Raw genomic sequence first — 17,711 nt, 5'->3', positions numbered from 1 at the left:
TGTTTGACCGCGCATATCCCCCTAGAAAAAGTTCATGCTCAGCTTTTGTGCTTTTCGACAGATGCTCTTGGGCACTAGCCGAAAAGCTAAATCCGAAAGCGCCTATCATCGAAGCAAAAATGACAGCGCATCGATATGCCGTCTTTCGCGTTGTCAGAACTCCCGCAACAGCTCTGTAGAAAATAGCCATCACCGATCCCCGACCGGCTTCCATCTCTGCGCCACGCGAAACGCGATCAGCCCCACGATCGACAGCCCCATCATCCCAGCAGCGAACAGCGATGGTGATGCAGGGCTTCCCGAGAGATCACGCACGCGTCCCGCAAGCGCTGGCAGGATCGCCATGCTGGCGTAATAGAACGCGTAGAATACGCCCATGCCGATGGCGCGGTTCTGCGGCGACAGCGCCTGCGACGCCAGCGACATGATCAGCCCTGCAGGCAGACCGGCCACCACCGCGATCAAGAAGAACGTCGGCATGAACGCACTGATGAACGGCAGCGCGAGCGCAGAAAGTGCAACGAGGCCGAAGCCCAGTGTCATGAGCAAGTTGGGACGGTTGACGCGCTGGGCGACGTAGCCCGCCAGCGGCACGCAGAAGATCAGCGCCCAGCCAAGCACGCTGACGATCCGCGCCGCATCCTCATGGGTATAGCCCCGCGATGTGAACAGCTCCGGCAGGAAACTCACCAGCACGATGTAGCCGACGTTGTAGAGCCCCCAGATCAGGCCAGCGATCGACACCAGCAGCCACTCGCGGCTGTCCATCGAGATGCTGAACTTCGCGACAGGCTCATCCAGATTGCGCGGCGGATCGCGATACAGCGCCGCCATCAGCATAAGCCCGACCAGTGCAAGACCCGCGGCGACAATCATCGCCGCCGGCCAGTGCCAGGCGCCCGCCACCAGCGGCAGCGTCATCAGCCCGAGCGCGATGCCGAACGGCCAGCTCGCCACGAACACCGACATGGCGAACACGATCTCATGGCCGGCGAACCAGTCGGTGACCATCTTGGTCATCATCACGTTGAGGATGACGCCGCCGATGCCGCTGATGAGGCGACCGGTCAGGACAATGTTGAAGTTGTCCGAGGCGGTCAGCAGGCCGCCGGCAAACATCAGAAACAATCCGAAGATCACCGCCCGCCGCGCACCGAAGCGCTGGCCGATGGCGCCGCTCGGCAGCGCCACCACCGCCCCCGGCAGCATGTAGAGGCCGATCAGCGTGCCGAGCCAGGTGAAGTCGATGTGGAAGCCATCGATCAGAAACGGCCCGACGGAGCCGATGCTCTGAAACTGATAGGCCATCGAGCTGCGCGCCAGAAACAGCACGAGCAGGATTTGCCATCGCAGAGGCAGAAATGGTGCCGGCCGCTCTTCAACCATAGGACTCGACACCCGTCCTCCGCGATTCACCGCACCACTTTAGCGAATTGAGGCGGGAAGTCCCGCATTAATTCTACTTATAGTGGTATATTGTCGTGCTTCTTCATCGGCGCTTCGACATGCTTGTCCTTCAGCATCGCCAGCGCACGCGCGATACGCTTGCGGGTCGAATGCGGCATGATGACGTCGTCGATATAGCCGCGCTCGGCCGCGATGAACGGCGACAGGAAGCGGTCCTCGTATTCCTTGGTGCGCGCGGCAATCTTCTCGGCGTCACCAATGTCCTGCCGGAAGATGATCTCCACCGCGCCCTTCGCGCCCATCACCGCGATCTGCGCCGTCGGCCAGGCATAGTTCATGTCCGCGCCGATTTCCTTCGACGCCATGACGTCGAATGCACCGCCATAGGCCTTGCGGGTGATCACTGTGACCAGCGGCACCGTGCACTGGCTGTAAGCAAACAGCAGCTTGGCGCCGTGCTTGATCAGGCCGCCGTATTCCTGCGCGGTGCCCGGCAGGAAGCCCGGCACGTCCACGAAGGTGACGATCGGAATGTTGAACGCGTCGCAGAAGCGGACAAAGCGCGCGGCCTTGCGCGAGGCGTCGCTATCGAGCACGCCCGCCAGCACCATCGGCTGGTTGGCGACGAAGCCCACCGTCTTGCCCGCGATGCGCCCGAAGCCGGTGACAATGTTGCGCGCGAAGGTGTCGGCGAGTTCGAAGAAATCGCCCTCGTCCACCACCTTCAGGATCAATTCCTTGATGTCGTAAGGCTGGTTCGGGTTCTGCGGGATCAGCGTGTCGAGCGACTCATCGGTGCGCTCGATGTCGTCGAAGCTCGGCCATTCCGGCACGCCTTCGGTGTTGTTGGACGGCAGGAAGTCGATCAGCCGGCGCATCTGCAGCAGCGTCTCGACATCGTTCTCGAACGCGCCGTCGGCGATGGAGGATTTCGTCGCGTGCACCGAGGCGCCGCCGAGTTCTTCCGCGGTGACCACTTCATTGGTAACGGTCTTCACCACATCCGGGCCGGTGACAAACATGTAGCTGGTATTCTTCACCATGAAGATGAAGTCGGTCATGGCCGGCGAGTAGACGTCGCCGCCCGCGCACGGGCCCATGATGACGCTGATCTGCGGGATCACGCCCGAGGCCTGCACGTTGCGGCGGAAGACGTATGAGTAGCCGGCCAGCGCCGCGACGCCTTCCTGGATGCGCGCCCCGCCTGCATCATAAAGGCCGATGATCGGCGCCCGCGCCTTCATTGCCATGTCTTGCAGTTTGGTGATCTTCAGTGCGTGAGTTTCCGATAGCGAGCCGCCGAACACCGTGAAGTCCTTCGCGAAGACGAACGTCTTGCGGCCGTTGACCGTCCCCCAGCCGGTGACGACGCCGTCGCCCGGGATCTTGTTCTTCTCCATGCCGAACTCGACCGAGCGGTGCTCGACGAACATGTCGAATTCCTCGAACGAGCCCTTGTCGAGCAGCAGCTCAATGCGCTCGCGGGCAGTCAGCTTGCCGCGGGCGTGCTGAGCCTCGATGCGCTTCTCGCCGCCGCCTTGTTTCGCGCCCGCGCGCCGCTCATCGAGTGCTTCGAGGATGTGCTTCATGGATATCTTCCCGATTGGCGGTTAGCACCGCCTTTTGGTTGTTTGGGCGGCTGGCGCCGTCCTTGTTCATTCTCGCTGGCCAACTTTCTAGCACGCGATTTGGCCGGGGGAAAACGCCCGGGCGGACACGAAAACGGCGGCTCAGGGCTGCATTGCACTGCACGATAGGACTTCAAGGGAATCCGCTAAATGACTGACAACATGACGACTGACACCGCCGGCGCTGTCACCGGGGGTGTCCGTATCCTGCTGCGGCTGGAGGGACTGGGGCTGCTGGCGCTGTGCGTGCTGCTCTACGCCAACTCGGGCCTGTCCTGGACGGCGTTCGCCATCATGTTCTTCGCCCCGGACCTGAGCTTCTTCGGCTATCTCGCCGGCCCGCGTGTCGGCGCGGTGGTCTACAACCTCGCCCACGACACCTGCGGCCCTCTACTGCTGGTTATCCTCGGCTACATCTTCGCGGCCCACGCCTATGTGCTCGCCATCGCGCTGATCTGGCTGGCGCATATCGGGCTCGACCGCGCGCTGGGCTACGGGCTGAAATACCGCGCCGGGTTCGGCTACACCCACCTCGGCCGCATCGGCCGAGACGCGAAGACTTAAGGCGAGACGTCTCCCTTGTTCGTCTGAACCTTCGATCCGATCTCGATTCCTGACACAAACTGTCAGCAATCCGTCGTAGAGTGGATCAAAGGTCCAGTTGCTTTATGTCCCGTTCCGCACGTCTCCTCCGCCTGCTTCAAGCTATGCGCGGACGCCATCAGCCGGTCACCGCCGTGCGTCTGGCCGAAGCGCTGGAGGTCTCTGAACGAACGATCTATCGCGACATCGCCGAACTCATCGCGCAGGGCGCACCAATCGACGGCGAGGCCGGCGTCGGCTATATCCTGCGACCTGGTCTCTTCCTGCCGCCGCTCATGTTGTCGGAAGACGAGGTCGAGGCGATCACGCTGGGTTTGCGCTACGTTGATCAGCGTGGTGACGCCGTGTTGAAAGCGGCGGCTTCTGTCGCACTGGCAAAAATAAGTGCGGTATTATCGCCCCAGGCCCAGGCGCAGCTTACAAACCCGCTCTCTTTGCCAGGACCACCCCCGAGCTTTCCCCAGAATAGCGTGCCAATCGATGAGCTGCGCACGGCAATTCGCGGCCGCGTCCGACTCGATATCGGCTATGGCGACGAACAGGGGCGGCGTAGCGAACGCATCATCTGGCCAATCCAAATCGGCTTCACGGACCAAGCGCGCGTATTGTTCGCCTGGTGCGAGTTGCGGCAGGATTTCCGCACTTTCCGCACGGATCGGATCGTCGCGATGACGCCGCTGGACCGCTACCCCGCCCAGCGCGCAAACCTCGTGCGCCGCCTGCGCACCCACCTCGACAGGCTGGCGAACCGGAAAATCTCTCCTGACGGAAACTGACAGGAGGATGCGCGTAAAACCTTCGCAACACCCCGTGCAAAGGAGATCGTCATGACAATCGATATTACCAACAATCTACCAAAAGTAGTCGCCGACCATATCGCCGCCTGTAATGCCCATAATGTCGAAGCCTGGATGGCGACATTCGCTCCAGATGCCATGCTAAATGATATCCAGCGTGAGTTCATCGGCACCGCCGCGATCCGCGGTTTCGGCGAGAAGGAGATTTTCGGAGCCAAAGTGACGATGGAAGTCCAGCGCGCCTGGGATCGCCATGGTGACGTCACCGTCCATGCCAAGCTTGACGGCACTTACGACAAGACCGGCCTGCCCGACCCGTTGATCCTGAGTTTCTACTTCAGCCTGCGCGGCAATCAAATTACCCAGCTGATCATCATCAAGAATAAGACCAAGGTCTGAGTCATTGGCCAAACGTATCAATCCCGACCACCTGAGTATGTCAGGCTGGCGCTAAGCTGCCGGAGTTGGCCGCACTAGGGTTCGCCCGGCTTGAACGGCTCTTCCTTGCCGGGCGGCGTGGTCTCCTCGGCCATGGCCAGCAGCATCGCGACAGACACGTAGGCGCCTGCCACAGACGTCAGGTCCACGAGCTGCTGGTCGTTGAACAGCTTGCGCGCCTTGGCGAACAGCTCGTCGGAGACCGCATGCTTGGTGGTGAGATCGGTGACGAAATCATACACCACCGCCTCCTCTTCCGACATGTTCGCCGGACGCTTGTTGGCTTTCAGGTCGGCAATGATCTGCGGCGACAGCCCGGCCTTCGCCGCCAGCGGCGCATGGGCGTACCACTCCACCTGCGAGCGCCACTGCCGCCCGATGATCAGGATGGCGAATTCATTCAACTTCGTGGGGACAGACGTTTCCCAGCGCAGATAGTGATACAGATCGAACAGCCGCTGTCCGAGCACGGGGCTGCGCATCATCGGATTGTACGGTCCACCGATGCCGACGCTCGACACCTTCATCACCTGCTCGCCGAGCGGCTTCTGCTTCTCGCTCAACTGATCCATGGTCAGGACCGGAAAGCGCGGCTCTTCGCTTTTGGCGGCGGGTGAAAATGCGGTGGCCGCGAACCAGCCCGCACCTGTCGCAACCGCGAGCGAACATAGCCAGAGCGATCGTGATGCCGCTCGTTTTCCTGCATCCATGCGTTTCCTCCATTGCTTCTTTTTTGATGCAATAAGGATAAGCGGTTCATGCACGGCTTGCCTATTGCGGCATCGCCGATGCACCATGGCAAATAATCATAACGACTTTCGATCAGGCCGCGGGCTTGTCCCGTGGCGGACGGCTGGTGACGAAATAGCTGGACTTGCTGACCACCTTGCCGTCGCGCAGCGTGATCACGTCCACCAGCTCCATGCGCACCGGCTCGCCGTTCGCCGTGGTCGCGGTGATGATGGACTCCGAGACGAAGTGATCGTCACTGCCGTAGAGCGCGACCGGCTCGAAATGGATGCCGGGCAGACCGGAGATGTCTTTGGCAAATTGCTCGGCGACGGCTTCCTTGCCGCGATAGACTTTCGGGATGCCGTGGCGCTGATAGCTGGTGTCATCCACGTGAAAAGCCATGATGGCCGGTACATCGTGCGCGTTCCACGCTGCATTGTAGCGCGTGGCGAGATCTTTCCATGACGGCACTGCTGATGACATCCTTGGCTCCCTGTTCGTGATTTACAGAAAGCCTAACATGTTCGCACCTAGTGTGGTGGTTTAGAAGTTCGCTCCATTTTTCCCGCGAGTCCTTCCAGCGAACTTCTAAACCAAAACCACACTAGAATCATAAGGTTGCTAGTGTCCTCTCGAATCCAAAGTTCGCTACAGAGCGCGCTGCACCATGAAACGAACTTTGGATTCGGGACACTAGACGCGAAACCCGGCAATTGTCCCGCGCAGCACTGGCATGCTCAGCGCAGACGGCCGGACAGTTTCATGACGAAGATCAAAACTTCCGCCACGGCCTTGTAGAGCTCCGCCGGGATCTCGTCGCCGAGTTCGACATGCGACAGCGCACCCGCGAGCACTTCATTCTCTTCGATGGGAATGTCGTGCTCTTTCGCGACCTCGAGGATCTTCTCGCCGATGGTGCCCCTGCCCTTGGCAACGACACGCGGCGCACCCTTTTTGTCGTAGTGCAACGCGACGGCGAGCAGACTTTCAGGACGCGTAATCATGATGCGCGATCCAAAAATTGGCCGGCCGGCGGCGGCGCCGGCGGCGGCGGCGCCCCGTCCCGGATCACGATGTCTCCGGGCTCAAGGGCGGCCTCGCGCAATGCATGCGTGAGCTGATCGGCATTGGCGCGCAGTTGCGCGGCCGTGTTGGGACGCTCCGCCCACATGCGCACCGATGTGCGCTCACCACTGAGCGTCACCACCGCATGCACCGGGCCGGTGGGCTCGACATTCAACGAGAAGCGCGCACGCCACGTTTTCTGCGCGCGGCCGATTTCGACGCCGTCGCCGTCACGCGATATCTCGAACTGCGCGATCGCCGTGCCTTGCGGCGTGGCGAAAGGAATTTCGAAATTCCAGCGCGGCTGTCCGGCATCGGTGCGCAGGCCCGGGAGATCGACGCGGTCCGGCAGCGATGCAGCCTGCAACAACGTCTGCCGCGCGATGGCGGCATCGGTGTCCTTCAACAGGTGCTGTGCTACAGTTCCCGGCGCATCATCCGGACCGAGCGTTGCGCGCGCCATGGCCTGCGCCGTCGGCGTCGAGCCACGAAACGGCGGAGGCGGCGTCTGGGCCGGAGCATCGCTCTTCGGCGCAACGGTATGCGAGTAGAAGGCGTCGGCGTCGAGCAATGCCTTCACGGCATCGCGCACGCCCTTCGGAAACACATCGAGCACTTCCTGAAGCGAAGCCAATCCGGCAGCGCTCGCGGACAACCGCACCGTGGCCGTCTGCAGCGGCTCGTTCGGCGCGAAGATGCGCATCTTCGGTTCGACTTCGATGGTCTCTGCGCCCGGCCGGATCGGCGAGCGCGGTAAGATGATATCGTCGGCATCGATCTCCGGCGCCAACGATGGGCTTCCACCGGGCAGCATCAGCGTCACCTTGCCGGGCAACGCCGCCGTGGATGACGCGGATTGTCCACTGAGTTGAGCGGCTATGCTTTGAAAAGCTGTGCCTTGCGAAGCTGTACCTTGGGGCGTAGCTCCCTCGCCTGCCGAAGCTGCCCCCTGCGCAGTTGAACTTTGCGACGCCGAGGTCTGCGATGCAGCACCCTGCGCCGTGCCCTGCCCCTGCGACTTCGCAGCTTCCTGTGCGGCTGGCGTCGCGAGCCATGATGACAGCGTCTGACGGAAGACGATCAAGGCCGCCTTCATGTCCGGCAAACCGGCCATGGATTGCGATGCGCCGCCGGTATTGGGCATCGACTGTTCGAGGAACAAACCCGAATTGCGGAAGGCGGTTTTCAGGTCTTCGCCACTGAGATTTTCGTTGAGCTTCGGCCGAAGCGCCAGGAGCTGCGCAGCGGCCTGTTGCAGGGTCTGAGGCAATGCGCCTGACGCCATGGCCGCGCTCAGGTTTGCAAACAATGGCGCGAGACTGCCCTGCTTGGCGGCAGCGGTCTGAACCGCGGCCGAGACGGCCAACGCCTCGAGGTTTGTCAGCGGGCGGCCCGCTGCGGCGGCCGCGGTCGGCGCAGTCGGCGTATCGACCCGGACATTGCCGGTCACGTCTGGGCCGGCTTCAGCGGATGCGGTTCCGTCCGCCGTTGTCGAAGCACCCGCCGTTGTGGACGCGCCGGGCTTCGCCGTCGTCTCCAAAATATCCAGCAGCGTCGCGTCGGTAGCGGTGGTCACCAATGCGTTGGTCGAAGCCGGTGGCGGCGCGGGCTGCGCCGTCGTGCTCAGAATATCAACAATCGTCACCGCGGTATTCGCCGGGGTCGTTGTTGGAGGATTTGGAGCCGCCCCGTCGTTCTGCGGCACAATCTGCAATCGCACGCCCTGCGGCGTTTGCGATACCGCCAGTTGCAGGATCTGCCCCACCTGCAGCGGCACTTCCGACAACACTTCAATCGTCATGTTGGGAAGAGCGATACGGACGCGATTGGCGTCGAGCTGCTGCAGCACTTGCGCGCTAACTGTCGTGCCCGGCTGCAACAACGTGCTTGCCGTCGGGCTCGACGCGGCGATGACCGGGAAAACAGGATTAATCGCGAACGACATGACTCAAACTCGACGCTACTTAGAGCGGCAAGTTAGCCAAACGACGTAAACCCCTCCTTAACCGAATGCCGACCAGAGCGATGAATGCGATGCGAAATGTCCAATCGTGACGCGGGACCCGTCGATATTTTTTCGGAACCTTCCGCCGGAATTAGCCGTTGCGGTTGATCGCCCGCATCACGGGAGGCGCGCATGACGGGATTGAAGGATCAGGCGCTCGAATTTTTCAAAACTTATAGCGAACGCAGCAACCAGGCGCTCCAGTCCCCGACCAGGGATGTGGGCGACGATCTGGGCGACGGCTTCGCGCGGTTTTTCGTTGAAGCCGGCCCAAAGGGTGTGGTCGGCAGCGCCAACGACGACTATTTCCGCCGAGCGATCCCGCGAGGCTTCAGGCGCTACCGCAAGATCGGCGGCAAACAGTTTGTCATATCGCAGGTTGAAATCACCGAACTCGACGACGTCAACGTGATGGCGCGCGTACACTGGGACTTTGCCTATGAGCGCCCGAAGGACGGCGGCAAAGGCACGATCCGGTTTCAGAATCTGTATTTCCTGAACTTCGCCGAGGGCTCGCCCAAACTATTCGCCTGCATCGCCCCCGATGAGGAGAAGGCGATGAAGGAGCACGACTTGATCTGAGGCAAAACCTTAGCGGATCGCCTTAAGCACCAAGGCCGCGGCCTCGAAATCCAGCAGGCGCGAGGCCCGCCGTGCTTCGACCTCCTCGTCGGCGCCCCACTTCTCGCGGTTCCAGTCCTCGTCCACATGCGCGGCGGTCCAGACCTGCACCTTGTCGAGCGCGCCGTGCTTAAACGCCAGCGCCAGCAACGCGGAGCCCGTCAGCGTCGTCACCAGATGGAATGCGCCCACCGACCACGGGTCGGCGGGCATCTTCGCAAGCGCGGCGGCGATGGCTTTCTCCGGCTGGCGGACATGCATCACGCCTTCCGCCAGAATGAAATGCGCCCCAAGCTCCTCCGCCGCCCAGCCCAGCACGGGGTCCCAGTGATCGGCCTGCCGCTGCACGAGCGCATCCGGGAAGCCTGCGCGATAGAGCAGCAAATCTGTCTCGAAATACTTCGCTGCGTCATCGATGACCGCGCGGGTATTCCACGCCACGCCGTCGATGACGCTGTTGGCCAGCCGCGTCAGCGGCATCGACATCGGATCGATCAGCTCTTTCTGCGCATTCCATTCGGCTGCGATGGCATCAGCGATTTCTTTGTTGGGAGCGGCCAGTACATGCTTACCTGGCGTGCGAACCGTCTTACCGTCGAGCGTGATGGCAAAACCGTCCGGCCCTTCAGAGACATCCGCCGCTGTATAAAAGCGTTTGCGCAACGGCGTGCGCGCCGACAGCCGCGACGCTTCTCGTGGATCGAGCGGAGACTTCCCCGCAACCTCGTCGAACAATTCACGCATCGTGTTTTCCAGAAATCATTGATTAGCGCATGAACGCGAATAGGCCGCACGCCCATTGGGGCCATATCCCAATGCAGCCGCCTCGTCGAGACAGCGGGCAACGCGATCGCTGTAAGACTTGCGATGTCGGGACTTCAGCACCTGCTTCGGGGGCGCACCCTGCTCCACCAATCCGGGCGTGGTGTTCTGCAAAGCGAACGGCGGCGGGTTGCTCATCTGGGGCACCACCGGCACCTCGATCCGCGGCGGCGGGATCGGCGCCGGGGCGGTCGGATATGGAATGACGGGCTGCATGTTCGGCGGCTGATAGCCCACCTGTGCCTGCGCCGCGCCAGCCAACGGGACGGCCAGTCCGATCAGGAATGCTGCGAGAATCTTGCGCATCACTCTCATATCGTGATCCCGCTTTGCGACGGCAAGATGATGATCACTCTTCCGGGGCATTCTCGATCGGATCGAACCGTTCGTGCTCGAGCCCCAAAAGGTTCCACGATTGCAGCATGTGCGGCGGCAGCGGTGCCGTGACATCGATCACGCCTCCGCGCGGGTGCGGGATGACAATTCGTCGCGCCAGAAGATGCAGCCGCTTCTGAAGGCCGCCCGGCAACTCCCAGTTTTCCTTATTGAAATACTTCGGGTCACCGACGATCGGATGCTCGATATGGGCCATATGGGCGCGCAGCTGGTGGGTGCGCCCGGTCACCGGCTTGAGCGACACCCAGGCGAGCTTCTGTGCCGAGGCCTCGACCACAGCGTAATACGTCACCGCGTGGCTTGCGCCCTCGTCGCCATGGGCGGCGATGCGCATGATGGAGTCTTCCTCGTTCTCTTCCTTGGCGAGATACGTCGAAATGCGGCCCTGCTTCGGCTTCGGAACCCCGGCCACGAGTGCCCAGTAGATCTTGCGGGCCGAGCGATGGCGGAACGAGCCCGTCAGGGTCGAGGCCGCAAAGCGGGTCTTGGCGATCAGAAGGCAACCCGACGTTTCGCGGTCGAGACGATGCACCAGACGCGGCCGCTGGCCTTTGGCGTCGCGCATGCTCTCCAGCATGCCGTCCACGTGCCGCGACAATCCCGAGCCGCCTTGCACCGCCAGACCCGCCGGCTTGTTCAGCACCATGACATCGGCGTCCTCGAACAGGATCATCGCCTGCAAATCATCGCGGGCCTTCGTCTCGGCATCGGACAGGTTGCCACCAACCTTCGGCGCATCGAGCTTGAGCGGCGGAATGCGCACGCTCTGGCCTTCTTCAAGCCGATCCTTGCTGTCAGCGCGCTTGCCGTTGATGCGCAGCTCGCCTTTACGGACGATACGCTGGATATGGGAGAACGACAGGCCGGGAAACCGATGCTCGAGAAACCGGTCGACGCGCATGTTGTTTTCATCGGCGGTGACGACAACGGTCTGCACTTTGGTCGGCAGTGGCGCGGCGGCTTTGGCCTCTTCCCTCACCGGTTCGGGTCGCGGCTCGCGCACCGGCTTGGCCGAACGAGCTAACTCGCCGGCGGGACGCCGCGGTGAAAACTTTTCAGACAGGTGTTTCTCGACTGCGCGCTTCTCCGTCGCGCGCTTCTCTGCACGCTGCTCCGAGCCGCGTTTGGCTGTGGCCCGCTTTTCGGTGGGACCACGCTTCGCAGGACCGCGCTTGTCGCCGCGCTCCGACTTCTTCGCGAGTGGCTTTCTAAATCGGCGGCTCATGATGATTTTTCTTTTCTCAACTTGGCCCAATAATCGAGCCGCTTGCGAATCTCGCGTTCAAAGCCGCGGTCCGGTGGATTGTAGAACGACTGCCGACCGAGCGCTTCCGGGAAATAGTCTTGTCCCGAGAACGCATCCGGCGTGTCGTGATCGTATTGATAGCCTGCCCCATAGCCTTCCGACTGCATCAGCTTGGTCGGCGAATTGAGGATGTGCTTCGGCGGCAGCAGCGAGCCCCCCTCCTGCGCCACGCGCTTGGCGATACCGAACGCCTTGTAGGCAGCATTGGATTTCGGCGCGGTGGCGACATAGATCACCGCCTGCGCGATGGCGAGTTCGCCTTCCGGGCTTCCTAGAAAATCGTAAGCATCCTTCGCCGCATTGGCGATGACGAGCGCCTGCGGGTCCGCGAGGCCGATGTCTTCCACCGCCATGCGCACCACACGCCGCGCCAGGAACAGCGGATCCTCACCCGCGTCCAGCATGCGTGCGAAATAATACAGCGCGGCATCAGGGTCCGAGCCACGCACCGACTTATGCAGAGCCGAGATCAGGTTGTAGTGACCGTCAGCGGACTTGTCATAGATCGGCGCCCGGCGCTGCAGGATCTCCTGCAACTGCACCGCATTGAAAACTTCATCCGTCCTGGCCGCGCGCCAGACTTCTTCAGCCAGCGTCAGCGCGGCGCGGCCATCGCCATCGGCCATCCGCACCAGCACGGCCCGCGCCTCGGCATCGAGCGGCAGCTTTTTGCCTTCAACCTCTTCGGCACGTGCGTAAAGTTTTTCGACGGCCTCGGGATCGAGGGATTGAAACACCAGCACCCGCGCCCGCGACAACAGAGCGGCGTTGAGTTCGAACGATGGGTTCTCCGTGGTGGCGCCGACCAGCACCACGGTGCCGTCTTCCATCACCGGCAGGAAGGAATCCTGCTGCGCGCGATTGAAGCGATGTACCTCGTCCACAAATAGCAGCGTGCCCTTGCCCATCTCGCGGCGGGCCCGCGCGGCGTCGAACACCTTCTTCAGATCGGCCACGCCGGAGAACACCGCCGAGATCTGCTCAAACTCGAGTTCGGTGGCGTCCGCGAGCAGCCGCGCCACCGTGGTTTTGCCGGTGCCCGGCGGCCCCCAGAAGATCAGCGAGCCGAGGGTGCGCGTCTCCAGCATGCGGGTCAGCGCACCATCGGGACCGAGAATGTGGTCTTGGCCGACAACATCGGCGAGCGTCCGCGGCCGCAGCTTCTCCGGCAGCGGACGCGGCGCGTCCTGCTCCAGCCCCGCGGCAGCGAAGAGGTTCGGCGACGATTGTGGGCGTTTCGCGCTCATCCGCCCAACACGACGTTCATCTGCTGACCGCCGCGCACGAGGGTGATGCGCCAGAGCCGCGAAGACTCGCCCGACGCCTTTTCGAGATCGCTCGTGCGCTTGATCTGCTTGCCGTTCACCGCGGTGATGATATCGCCCTTCTGGAATCCGACGTTGCTCGCAAGCCCATCGTCCGAAATGCCGACGATGATCACGCCCTCGGCGCTGCTGTCGAGTTTCATCTCGTCAGCAAGCGCCGGCGAAATGTTGGCAACCTTCGCACCCTGGAACGGCGAACGCGCCTTGATCACGATCTCGTCGCGGCCGGTGTCGGGCGCAGTCTCCAGCGGCACTGCCAGCTTGACGGTTTTGTTCCCGCGCTGCACGTCGAGCTGCGCCGAACCACCAAGCGGGCGCGTCGCGAAGCGATAATCGAACGCGTTGGGATCGTCGATCGTCTGGCCTTCAATCGACACGATCAGGTCGGAGATCTTCAGGCCCGCGCGGTCTGCGGGACTTCCCTTCGCGACGCTGGCGACAAGAGCACCAGTCGGACGCTTCAGGCCGAGTGTTTCAGCTATCTCGGGCGTCACCGTCTGCAAGCGCGCGCCGAGCCATGGCCGCTTCACTTCGGTGCTGCCACCCTTGGCGGATGCGACGACCACGCGCACCATGTTGGCCGGAATGGCAAAGCCGATCCCCTGCGAGCCACCGGAGCGCGAGAAGATTGCGGTGTTGATGCCGACAAGCTTTCCGGTCACGTCCACCAAGGCGCCGCCGGAATTGCCCGGATTGATCGCAGCGTCAGTCTGGATGAAGAACTGATAGTCGGTGATGCCAACCTGCGTGCGCGCCAGCGCCGAGATGATGCCGTGGGTCACGGTTTGACCGACGCCGAATGGATTGCCGATGGCGAGCACCACGTCACCCACCTGCGCGTCATCCGAGTTGGAGAAGTCGAGAACCGGGAATTTTTCTTTTGCGTCCTTCAGCCGCAGCACGGCCAGGTCCGTGCGGCTGTCCTTCAGCACGATCTCCGCTTCGAATTCGCGCTTGTCAGAGAGCGAGACCTTCACCTGATCCGCGCCTTCGATGACGTGGTTGTTGGTGACGACGAGACCCGACGGATCGACCATCACACCCGAGCCCAGCGAGCGCTGCATCTGCTCCGGCTGCTGGCCCGGCCCGCCAAAGAAGCGGCGGAAGATCGGATCGTCGAGGAAGGGATTGCGGTTCTGCACGATCTTCGCGGCATAAACGTTCACGACGGCCGGCTGCACATGCTGCACGACGGGCGCATAGGACGCGCGCAACTGTCCCTGCGTTGGGACGAAGCGATCCTGCGCCAATGCCGGAGCCACAACAACGGTTGAAACGAGAAGCGCAGTGAGCGCGCGGAGAACGGTCATGAAAACGATCCTGAGTTTTAGGTCAGAGGAAATGGAATAACGATGTGGGGTTAAGCCGGTTGCGGTTGCCGCGCCTGGCGCGTGGTGTTTCCGGGTTGCGATTTTGCCTTCTTTACCTCAGATGCAGCAAGCCGGGCACGATGATCCTCGCCCCATGCTTTCAGCGCATCGATCACCGGCCGAAGCCGAAGCCCCGTTTCGGACAGTTCATAATCCACCCGTGGCGGCACCTCGGCATACACCTTGCGGATGATCAGGTCATCCTCCTCCAAGGCACGCAGCTGCTTGGTCAGCATCCGTTGAGTGATCCCAGGCAGCCGCTTGCGCAATTCGCCAAAGCGCAGACGCCCCTCCTGCAGGTGATAGAGGATCACGCCCTTCCACTTGCCGTCGATCAGGTCCAGCGTCACCTCCACCGGGCAACCAGGACCGCAACCGAAATCCTTGCGTTTCAAGGGGAAACTCCCATTAGTATCCAAACGGTGACTATATCCCCGAAACGACAGTACTTGCAATTCACGACAGGGCGAGACAGGTAGGCAGGCAGACGCTGCAAATGGAGCCTGATGATGAAAGCCGTGGGTTACAAGAAATCGCTGCCGATCGATGCGCCCGAATCCCTGATCGATTTCGAGGCTCCCAAGCCGGAACCAAAGGGACGCGATATCCGTGTCGCGGTGAAGGCGATCTCCGCGAATCCCGTTGACTACAAGGTGCGCAAGCGCGCCGAGCCGCCAGAGGGTGAAACCAAGGTCCTCGGCTTTGACGCCGCCGGTATTGTCGATGCCGTGGGACCGGACGTGTCGCTGTTCAAGCCGGGCGACGAAGTCTGGTACGCCGGCACGATCCTGCGGCCGGGCACCAACTCAGAATTCCATGTGGTTGACGAACGCATCGTCGGCCGCAAGCCGAAGACGCTGTCGTTCGCGCAGGCCGCCGCCCTGCCCCTGACGTCCGTGACCGCATGGGAATTGCTGTTCGACCGGCTTGGCGTTGCCCCCGGCAAGAGCCTCGATCCGCGCACGCTGCTGATCGTCGGCGGCGCCGGCGGGGTCGGCTCGATCCTGATCCAGCTCGCGCGTCGCCTCACTGGCCTCACCATCGTCGCCACAGCGTCGCGTCCCGAATCCCGCAAGTGGTGCCTCGATCTCGGCGCGCATCATGTCATCGACCATTCCAAGCCGATGAAGGAACAGATCGACGCACTCAAGGTGCCACCGGTCGCATTGATCACCGGCCTCACCAACACCGAGCAGCACTTCGCGTCCTTCGCCGAGATCATCGCGCCACAGGGCAAGATCGGATTGATTGACGACCCCGCTTCGCTGAACGTGAACCTGCTCAAGGGCAAGTCGGTGTCGTTGCATTGGGAGCTGATGTTTACCCGCTCCACATTCCAGACCGACGACATGATCGCGCAGCACCACATGTTAGAAGATGTCGCGAACTTGATCGACAACGGCGTGTTGCGCACCACACTTGGCGAGATGCTCGGCACCATCAACGCCGCCAACCTCAAGCGGGCTCACGCGCTGCTTGAGAGCGGACGCGCCACCGGCAAGCTGGTGCTGGAAGGCTGGTAACTGCGCGCGGATGAAAAGCGCAGACAACAAAAAAGGGATAGTCATTCCGACTATCCCTTTCCTCTCATTTCAACGCCCTCAAAAAAAACGGCGCCTAGAATTTTCTCAACGATCTCTCAAAAAGAACGCTTACGCGATCGTTTGAAGAATGCCGCCTTCAACACGCAGCGCTGCACCATTGGTAGCGGAAGCTTCGCGCGAACTAACATAGACCACCATGTTCGCGATCTCATCGACGCTGGCAAAGCGCTGAATCAGCGATGTCGAACGATGTTGCTTGACGAAAAGCGACGCAGCTTCTTCTTCCGACTGACCATTTTGCCGTGCGAGATTCTTCACGAAGGTCTCGACACCTTCAGACAACGTCGGCCCCGGCAGTACGGAATTGACAGTGACGGCCGTACCCTTGGTCAGCTCCGCAAGGCCACGCGAGATGGCGAGCTGCGCAGTTTTTGTCGTGCCGTACTGAATCATTTCGGTCGGAATATTCAGCGCGGATTCCGACGAAATGAAAACGATGCGCCCCCAGTTACGCTGAAGCATCCCCTTCATGTAAGCGCGCGACAGGCGCACGCCCGACATCACATTCGTCTCGAAGAAACGAGTCCAGTCTTCATCGGTGATCTCGAAGAAGTCCTTCGGCTCGAAGATGCCGGTGTTGTTGATGAGGATATCGGTGCTCGGCACCTCTTCAACGAGCTTTGCACAACCTGCTGCCGTCGACACATCCGCCGCAACACCACGAACCTTTGCTCCCGGCACAGCCTTCGTGATCGACGCGGCCGCAGCGTCCGCCTTCTCTTGCGTCCGGCTATTCACCACGACGCTTGCCCCGGTGCCGGCAAGTCCCCTGGCAATCGCAAGACCAATTCCGCTTCCTGAACCGGTCACGACTGCGGTTTTGCCGGATAGATCAATTTTCATGGAACGCTCCTTTGCTTCGGCTCTGATGGAATCAGAACCGAAGCTCTCAATTCTCGATTGACGCATTTTCTTCACGCGAACCGGTAGCCACTTCGCTCGAAAACGCTCTCGGCGCTCCATATGGCGGCTTACACCGCGAATGCCATCGCGCCCCAAAACAAAAAAGCGGCGCACCAGGCGCCGCTTTTGAAAAACTGTATCGAGAGTAAGCTTACGCTGCCTCGTCGGAGGCCTTTTCCTGCACCGGACCTGAATCCTGGCCCTTGGCGTCTTCATCGCGATCGACGAACTCGATCACAGCGAGAGGCGCGTTGTCGCCGTAGCGGAAGCCGGCCTTGATGATGCGGGTATAGCCGCCCTGGCGGTCCTTGTAGCGCGGAGCGAGCACGTCGAAGAGCTTCTTGACCTGGTCGACGTCGCGCATCTCGCTGATCGCCTGACGGCGCATGGAGAGACCGCCCTTCTTGCCGAGAGTGACGAGCTTCTCGACGATCGGACGCAGTTCCTTTGCCTTCGGCAAAGTGGTGATGATCTGCTCGTGCTTGATCAGCGACGCGCTCATGTTGGCGAACATGGCACGACGATGCTCTGCAGTGCGGTTGAGTTTGCGATGAACCTTGCCGTGACGCATAATTTAAGTCCTCATTTTGAATCGCGACGGTTCGTCGCTTTGCTCAGGTGGGCCACCTGCGTTCGCCCGTAGAAACAGCAAAGAAAGATGGCCGGGTGACCCCGGCCAACCTTCCAAT

19 protein-coding genes are annotated in these 17,711 nt (G+C 61.6%); 5 read left to right on the top strand and 14 right to left on the bottom strand.

Features of this window, described 5'->3' with window-relative positions; translation table 11 throughout:
• Nucleotides 1–189: 189 nt before the first annotated feature.
• Together ACZ5C3_RS13085 and ACZ5C3_RS13080 are read right to left on the bottom strand one after the other, a co-directional pair.
• A complete protein-coding gene (locus ACZ5C3_RS13085) occupies nucleotides 190–1,398 on the bottom strand; it encodes an MFS transporter (RefSeq protein WP_464038071.1) in 1,209 nt (402 codons plus the stop codon).
• A 65-nt stretch (nucleotides 1,399–1,463) separates the two neighbouring features.
• Nucleotides 1,464–2,996, bottom strand: a complete 1,533-nt coding sequence (locus ACZ5C3_RS13080) for an acyl-CoA carboxylase subunit beta (RefSeq protein WP_464038070.1) — start codon at nucleotides 2,994–2,996, stop codon at nucleotides 1,464–1,466.
• A 189-nt stretch (nucleotides 2,997–3,185) separates the two neighbouring features.
• Between ACZ5C3_RS13080 and ACZ5C3_RS13075 the strand changes: the two genes are divergently transcribed.
• The 3 genes from ACZ5C3_RS13075 to ACZ5C3_RS13065 all read left to right on the top strand — a co-directional run bounded on the left by ACZ5C3_RS13075 (nucleotide 3,186) and on the right by ACZ5C3_RS13065 (nucleotide 4,834).
• Entirely contained in the window at nucleotides 3,186–3,599 is a 414-nt protein-coding gene (locus tag ACZ5C3_RS13075; protein WP_464038069.1) for a DUF4260 domain-containing protein, read from the top strand.
• A gap of 104 nt (nucleotides 3,600–3,703) precedes the next feature.
• Nucleotides 3,704–4,414, top strand: coding sequence for a helix-turn-helix transcriptional regulator (locus ACZ5C3_RS13070; RefSeq protein WP_464038068.1), 711 nt, complete (start codon nucleotides 3,704–3,706; stop codon nucleotides 4,412–4,414).
• Between the two features lie 51 nt (nucleotides 4,415–4,465).
• Entirely contained in the window at nucleotides 4,466–4,834 is a 369-nt protein-coding gene (locus tag ACZ5C3_RS13065; protein ID WP_464038067.1) for a nuclear transport factor 2 family protein, read from the top strand.
• A gap of 74 nt (nucleotides 4,835–4,908) precedes the next feature.
• Here ACZ5C3_RS13065 and ACZ5C3_RS13060 read toward each other — a convergent pair whose 3' ends face one another.
• From ACZ5C3_RS13060 to fliK, 4 genes are all read right to left on the bottom strand, one after another.
• The gene (locus ACZ5C3_RS13060; protein WP_464038066.1) at nucleotides 4,909–5,583 is read right to left on the bottom strand and encodes a carboxymuconolactone decarboxylase family protein; all 675 of its coding nucleotides are present in this window, start codon (nucleotides 5,581–5,583) and stop codon (nucleotides 4,909–4,911) included.
• A gap of 112 nt (nucleotides 5,584–5,695) precedes the next feature.
• Nucleotides 5,696–6,088: a nuclear transport factor 2 family protein gene (locus tag ACZ5C3_RS13055; protein ID WP_464038065.1), complete on the bottom strand. Its 393-nt coding sequence runs from the start codon at nucleotides 6,086–6,088 to the stop codon at nucleotides 5,696–5,698.
• A gap of 254 nt (nucleotides 6,089–6,342) precedes the next feature.
• Nucleotides 6,343–6,609: an EscU/YscU/HrcU family type III secretion system export apparatus switch protein gene (locus tag ACZ5C3_RS13050; protein ID WP_464044745.1), complete on the bottom strand. Its 267-nt coding sequence runs from the start codon at nucleotides 6,607–6,609 to the stop codon at nucleotides 6,343–6,345.
• The gene (fliK, locus tag ACZ5C3_RS13045) at nucleotides 6,606–8,615 is read right to left on the bottom strand and encodes a flagellar hook-length control protein FliK (RefSeq protein WP_464038064.1); all 2,010 of its coding nucleotides are present in this window, start codon (nucleotides 8,613–8,615) and stop codon (nucleotides 6,606–6,608) included. Before fliK ends, ACZ5C3_RS13050 begins: the two co-directional genes overlap by 4 nt.
• Before the next feature lie 192 nt (nucleotides 8,616–8,807).
• Between fliK and ACZ5C3_RS13040 the strand changes: the two genes are divergently transcribed.
• A complete protein-coding gene (locus tag ACZ5C3_RS13040) occupies nucleotides 8,808–9,257 on the top strand; it encodes a hypothetical protein (RefSeq protein ID WP_464038063.1) in 450 nt (149 codons plus the stop codon).
• A gap of 9 nt (nucleotides 9,258–9,266) precedes the next feature.
• Here ACZ5C3_RS13040 and ACZ5C3_RS13035 read toward each other — a convergent pair whose 3' ends face one another.
• Genes ACZ5C3_RS13035 through ACZ5C3_RS13010 form a run of 6 tightly spaced genes read right to left on the bottom strand, consistent with a single transcriptional unit; the run spans nucleotide 9,267 to nucleotide 14,910 of the window.
• Nucleotides 9,267–10,040, bottom strand: coding sequence for an ATP12 family chaperone protein (locus tag ACZ5C3_RS13035; RefSeq protein WP_464038062.1), 774 nt, complete (start codon nucleotides 10,038–10,040; stop codon nucleotides 9,267–9,269).
• A gap of 15 nt (nucleotides 10,041–10,055) precedes the next feature.
• Entirely contained in the window at nucleotides 10,056–10,424 is a 369-nt protein-coding gene (locus ACZ5C3_RS13030) for a hypothetical protein (RefSeq protein WP_464038061.1), read from the bottom strand.
• A gap of 43 nt (nucleotides 10,425–10,467) precedes the next feature.
• Nucleotides 10,468–11,739: an RluA family pseudouridine synthase gene (locus tag ACZ5C3_RS13025; RefSeq protein ID WP_464044744.1), complete on the bottom strand. Its 1,272-nt coding sequence runs from the start codon at nucleotides 11,737–11,739 to the stop codon at nucleotides 10,468–10,470.
• Nucleotides 11,736–13,067: a replication-associated recombination protein A gene (locus tag ACZ5C3_RS13020; protein WP_464038059.1), complete on the bottom strand. Its 1,332-nt coding sequence runs from the start codon at nucleotides 13,065–13,067 to the stop codon at nucleotides 11,736–11,738. The genes ACZ5C3_RS13025 and ACZ5C3_RS13020 overlap by 4 nt, the downstream gene beginning before the upstream one ends.
• The gene (locus tag ACZ5C3_RS13015; RefSeq protein ID WP_464044743.1) at nucleotides 13,064–14,455 is read right to left on the bottom strand and encodes a DegQ family serine endoprotease; all 1,392 of its coding nucleotides are present in this window, start codon (nucleotides 14,453–14,455) and stop codon (nucleotides 13,064–13,066) included. Before ACZ5C3_RS13015 ends, ACZ5C3_RS13020 begins: the two co-directional genes overlap by 4 nt.
• Nucleotides 14,456–14,505: 50 nt before the next feature.
• The gene (locus ACZ5C3_RS13010; RefSeq protein WP_464038058.1) at nucleotides 14,506–14,910 is read right to left on the bottom strand and encodes a winged helix-turn-helix transcriptional regulator; all 405 of its coding nucleotides are present in this window, start codon (nucleotides 14,908–14,910) and stop codon (nucleotides 14,506–14,508) included.
• A 114-nt stretch (nucleotides 14,911–15,024) separates the two neighbouring features.
• Here ACZ5C3_RS13010 and ACZ5C3_RS13005 point away from each other — a divergent pair, with 114 nt between their 5' ends.
• Nucleotides 15,025–16,038: a zinc-binding alcohol dehydrogenase family protein gene (locus ACZ5C3_RS13005; RefSeq protein WP_464038057.1), complete on the top strand. Its 1,014-nt coding sequence runs from the start codon at nucleotides 15,025–15,027 to the stop codon at nucleotides 16,036–16,038.
• Between the two features lie 129 nt (nucleotides 16,039–16,167).
• Here the strand turns inward: ACZ5C3_RS13005 and ACZ5C3_RS13000 are convergent, their stop codons facing one another.
• Both ACZ5C3_RS13000 and rplQ read right to left on the bottom strand, forming a co-directional pair.
• Entirely contained in the window at nucleotides 16,168–16,962 is a 795-nt protein-coding gene (locus ACZ5C3_RS13000) for an SDR family NAD(P)-dependent oxidoreductase (protein ID WP_464038056.1), read from the bottom strand.
• Between the two features lie 211 nt (nucleotides 16,963–17,173).
• On the bottom strand, nucleotides 17,174–17,593 hold the full coding sequence (gene rplQ / locus ACZ5C3_RS12995; RefSeq protein WP_464038055.1) for a 50S ribosomal protein L17: 420 nt from the start codon (nucleotides 17,591–17,593) through the stop codon (nucleotides 17,174–17,176).
• Nucleotides 17,594–17,711: the final 118 nt, after the last annotated feature.

It is taken from the genome of Afipia dichlorophenoxyacetatis, from assembly GCF_055386385.1.
The sequence above is the reverse complement of the archived record's forward strand: the minus strand, read 5'-3'. Positions and strand labels throughout refer to the sequence as shown.

What these genes read in the sequence shown, in the direction of transcription:
- ACZ5C3_RS13080 (WP_464038070.1), bottom strand. Translation starts at nt 2,996, where the DNA reads ATGAAGCACATCCTCGAAGCACTCGATGAGCGGCGCGCGGGCGCGAAA.
- ACZ5C3_RS13075 (WP_464038069.1), top strand. Translation starts at nt 3,186, where the DNA reads ATGACTGACAACATGACGACTGACACCGCCGGCGCTGTCACCGGGGGT.
- ACZ5C3_RS13070 (WP_464038068.1), top strand. Translation starts at nt 3,704, where the DNA reads ATGTCCCGTTCCGCACGTCTCCTCCGCCTGCTTCAAGCTATGCGCGGA.
- ACZ5C3_RS13065 (WP_464038067.1), top strand. Translation starts at nt 4,466, where the DNA reads ATGACAATCGATATTACCAACAATCTACCAAAAGTAGTCGCCGACCAT.
- ACZ5C3_RS13060 (WP_464038066.1), bottom strand. Translation starts at nt 5,583, where the DNA reads ATGGATGCAGGAAAACGAGCGGCATCACGATCGCTCTGGCTATGTTCG.
- ACZ5C3_RS13055 (WP_464038065.1), bottom strand. Translation starts at nt 6,088, where the DNA reads ATGTCATCAGCAGTGCCGTCATGGAAAGATCTCGCCACGCGCTACAAT.
- ACZ5C3_RS13050 (WP_464044745.1), bottom strand. Translation starts at nt 6,609, where the DNA reads ATGATTACGCGTCCTGAAAGTCTGCTCGCCGTCGCGTTGCACTACGAC.
- fliK (WP_464038064.1), bottom strand. Translation starts at nt 8,615, where the DNA reads ATGTCGTTCGCGATTAATCCTGTTTTCCCGGTCATCGCCGCGTCGAGC.
- ACZ5C3_RS13040 (WP_464038063.1), top strand. Translation starts at nt 8,808, where the DNA reads ATGACGGGATTGAAGGATCAGGCGCTCGAATTTTTCAAAACTTATAGC.
- ACZ5C3_RS13035 (WP_464038062.1), bottom strand. Translation starts at nt 10,040, where the DNA reads ATGCGTGAATTGTTCGACGAGGTTGCGGGGAAGTCTCCGCTCGATCCA.
- ACZ5C3_RS13030 (WP_464038061.1), bottom strand. Translation starts at nt 10,424, where the DNA reads ATGCGCAAGATTCTCGCAGCATTCCTGATCGGACTGGCCGTCCCGTTG.
- ACZ5C3_RS13025 (WP_464044744.1), bottom strand. Translation starts at nt 11,739, where the DNA reads ATGAGCCGCCGATTTAGAAAGCCACTCGCGAAGAAGTCGGAGCGCGGC.
- ACZ5C3_RS13020 (WP_464038059.1), bottom strand. Translation starts at nt 13,067, where the DNA reads ATGAGCGCGAAACGCCCACAATCGTCGCCGAACCTCTTCGCTGCCGCG.
- ACZ5C3_RS13015 (WP_464044743.1), bottom strand. Translation starts at nt 14,455, where the DNA reads ATGACCGTTCTCCGCGCGCTCACTGCGCTTCTCGTTTCAACCGTTGTT.
- ACZ5C3_RS13005 (WP_464038057.1), top strand. Translation starts at nt 15,025, where the DNA reads ATGAAAGCCGTGGGTTACAAGAAATCGCTGCCGATCGATGCGCCCGAA.
- ACZ5C3_RS13000 (WP_464038056.1), bottom strand. Translation starts at nt 16,962, where the DNA reads ATGAAAATTGATCTATCCGGCAAAACCGCAGTCGTGACCGGTTCAGGA.
- rplQ (WP_464038055.1), bottom strand. Translation starts at nt 17,593, where the DNA reads ATGCGTCACGGCAAGGTTCATCGCAAACTCAACCGCACTGCAGAGCAT.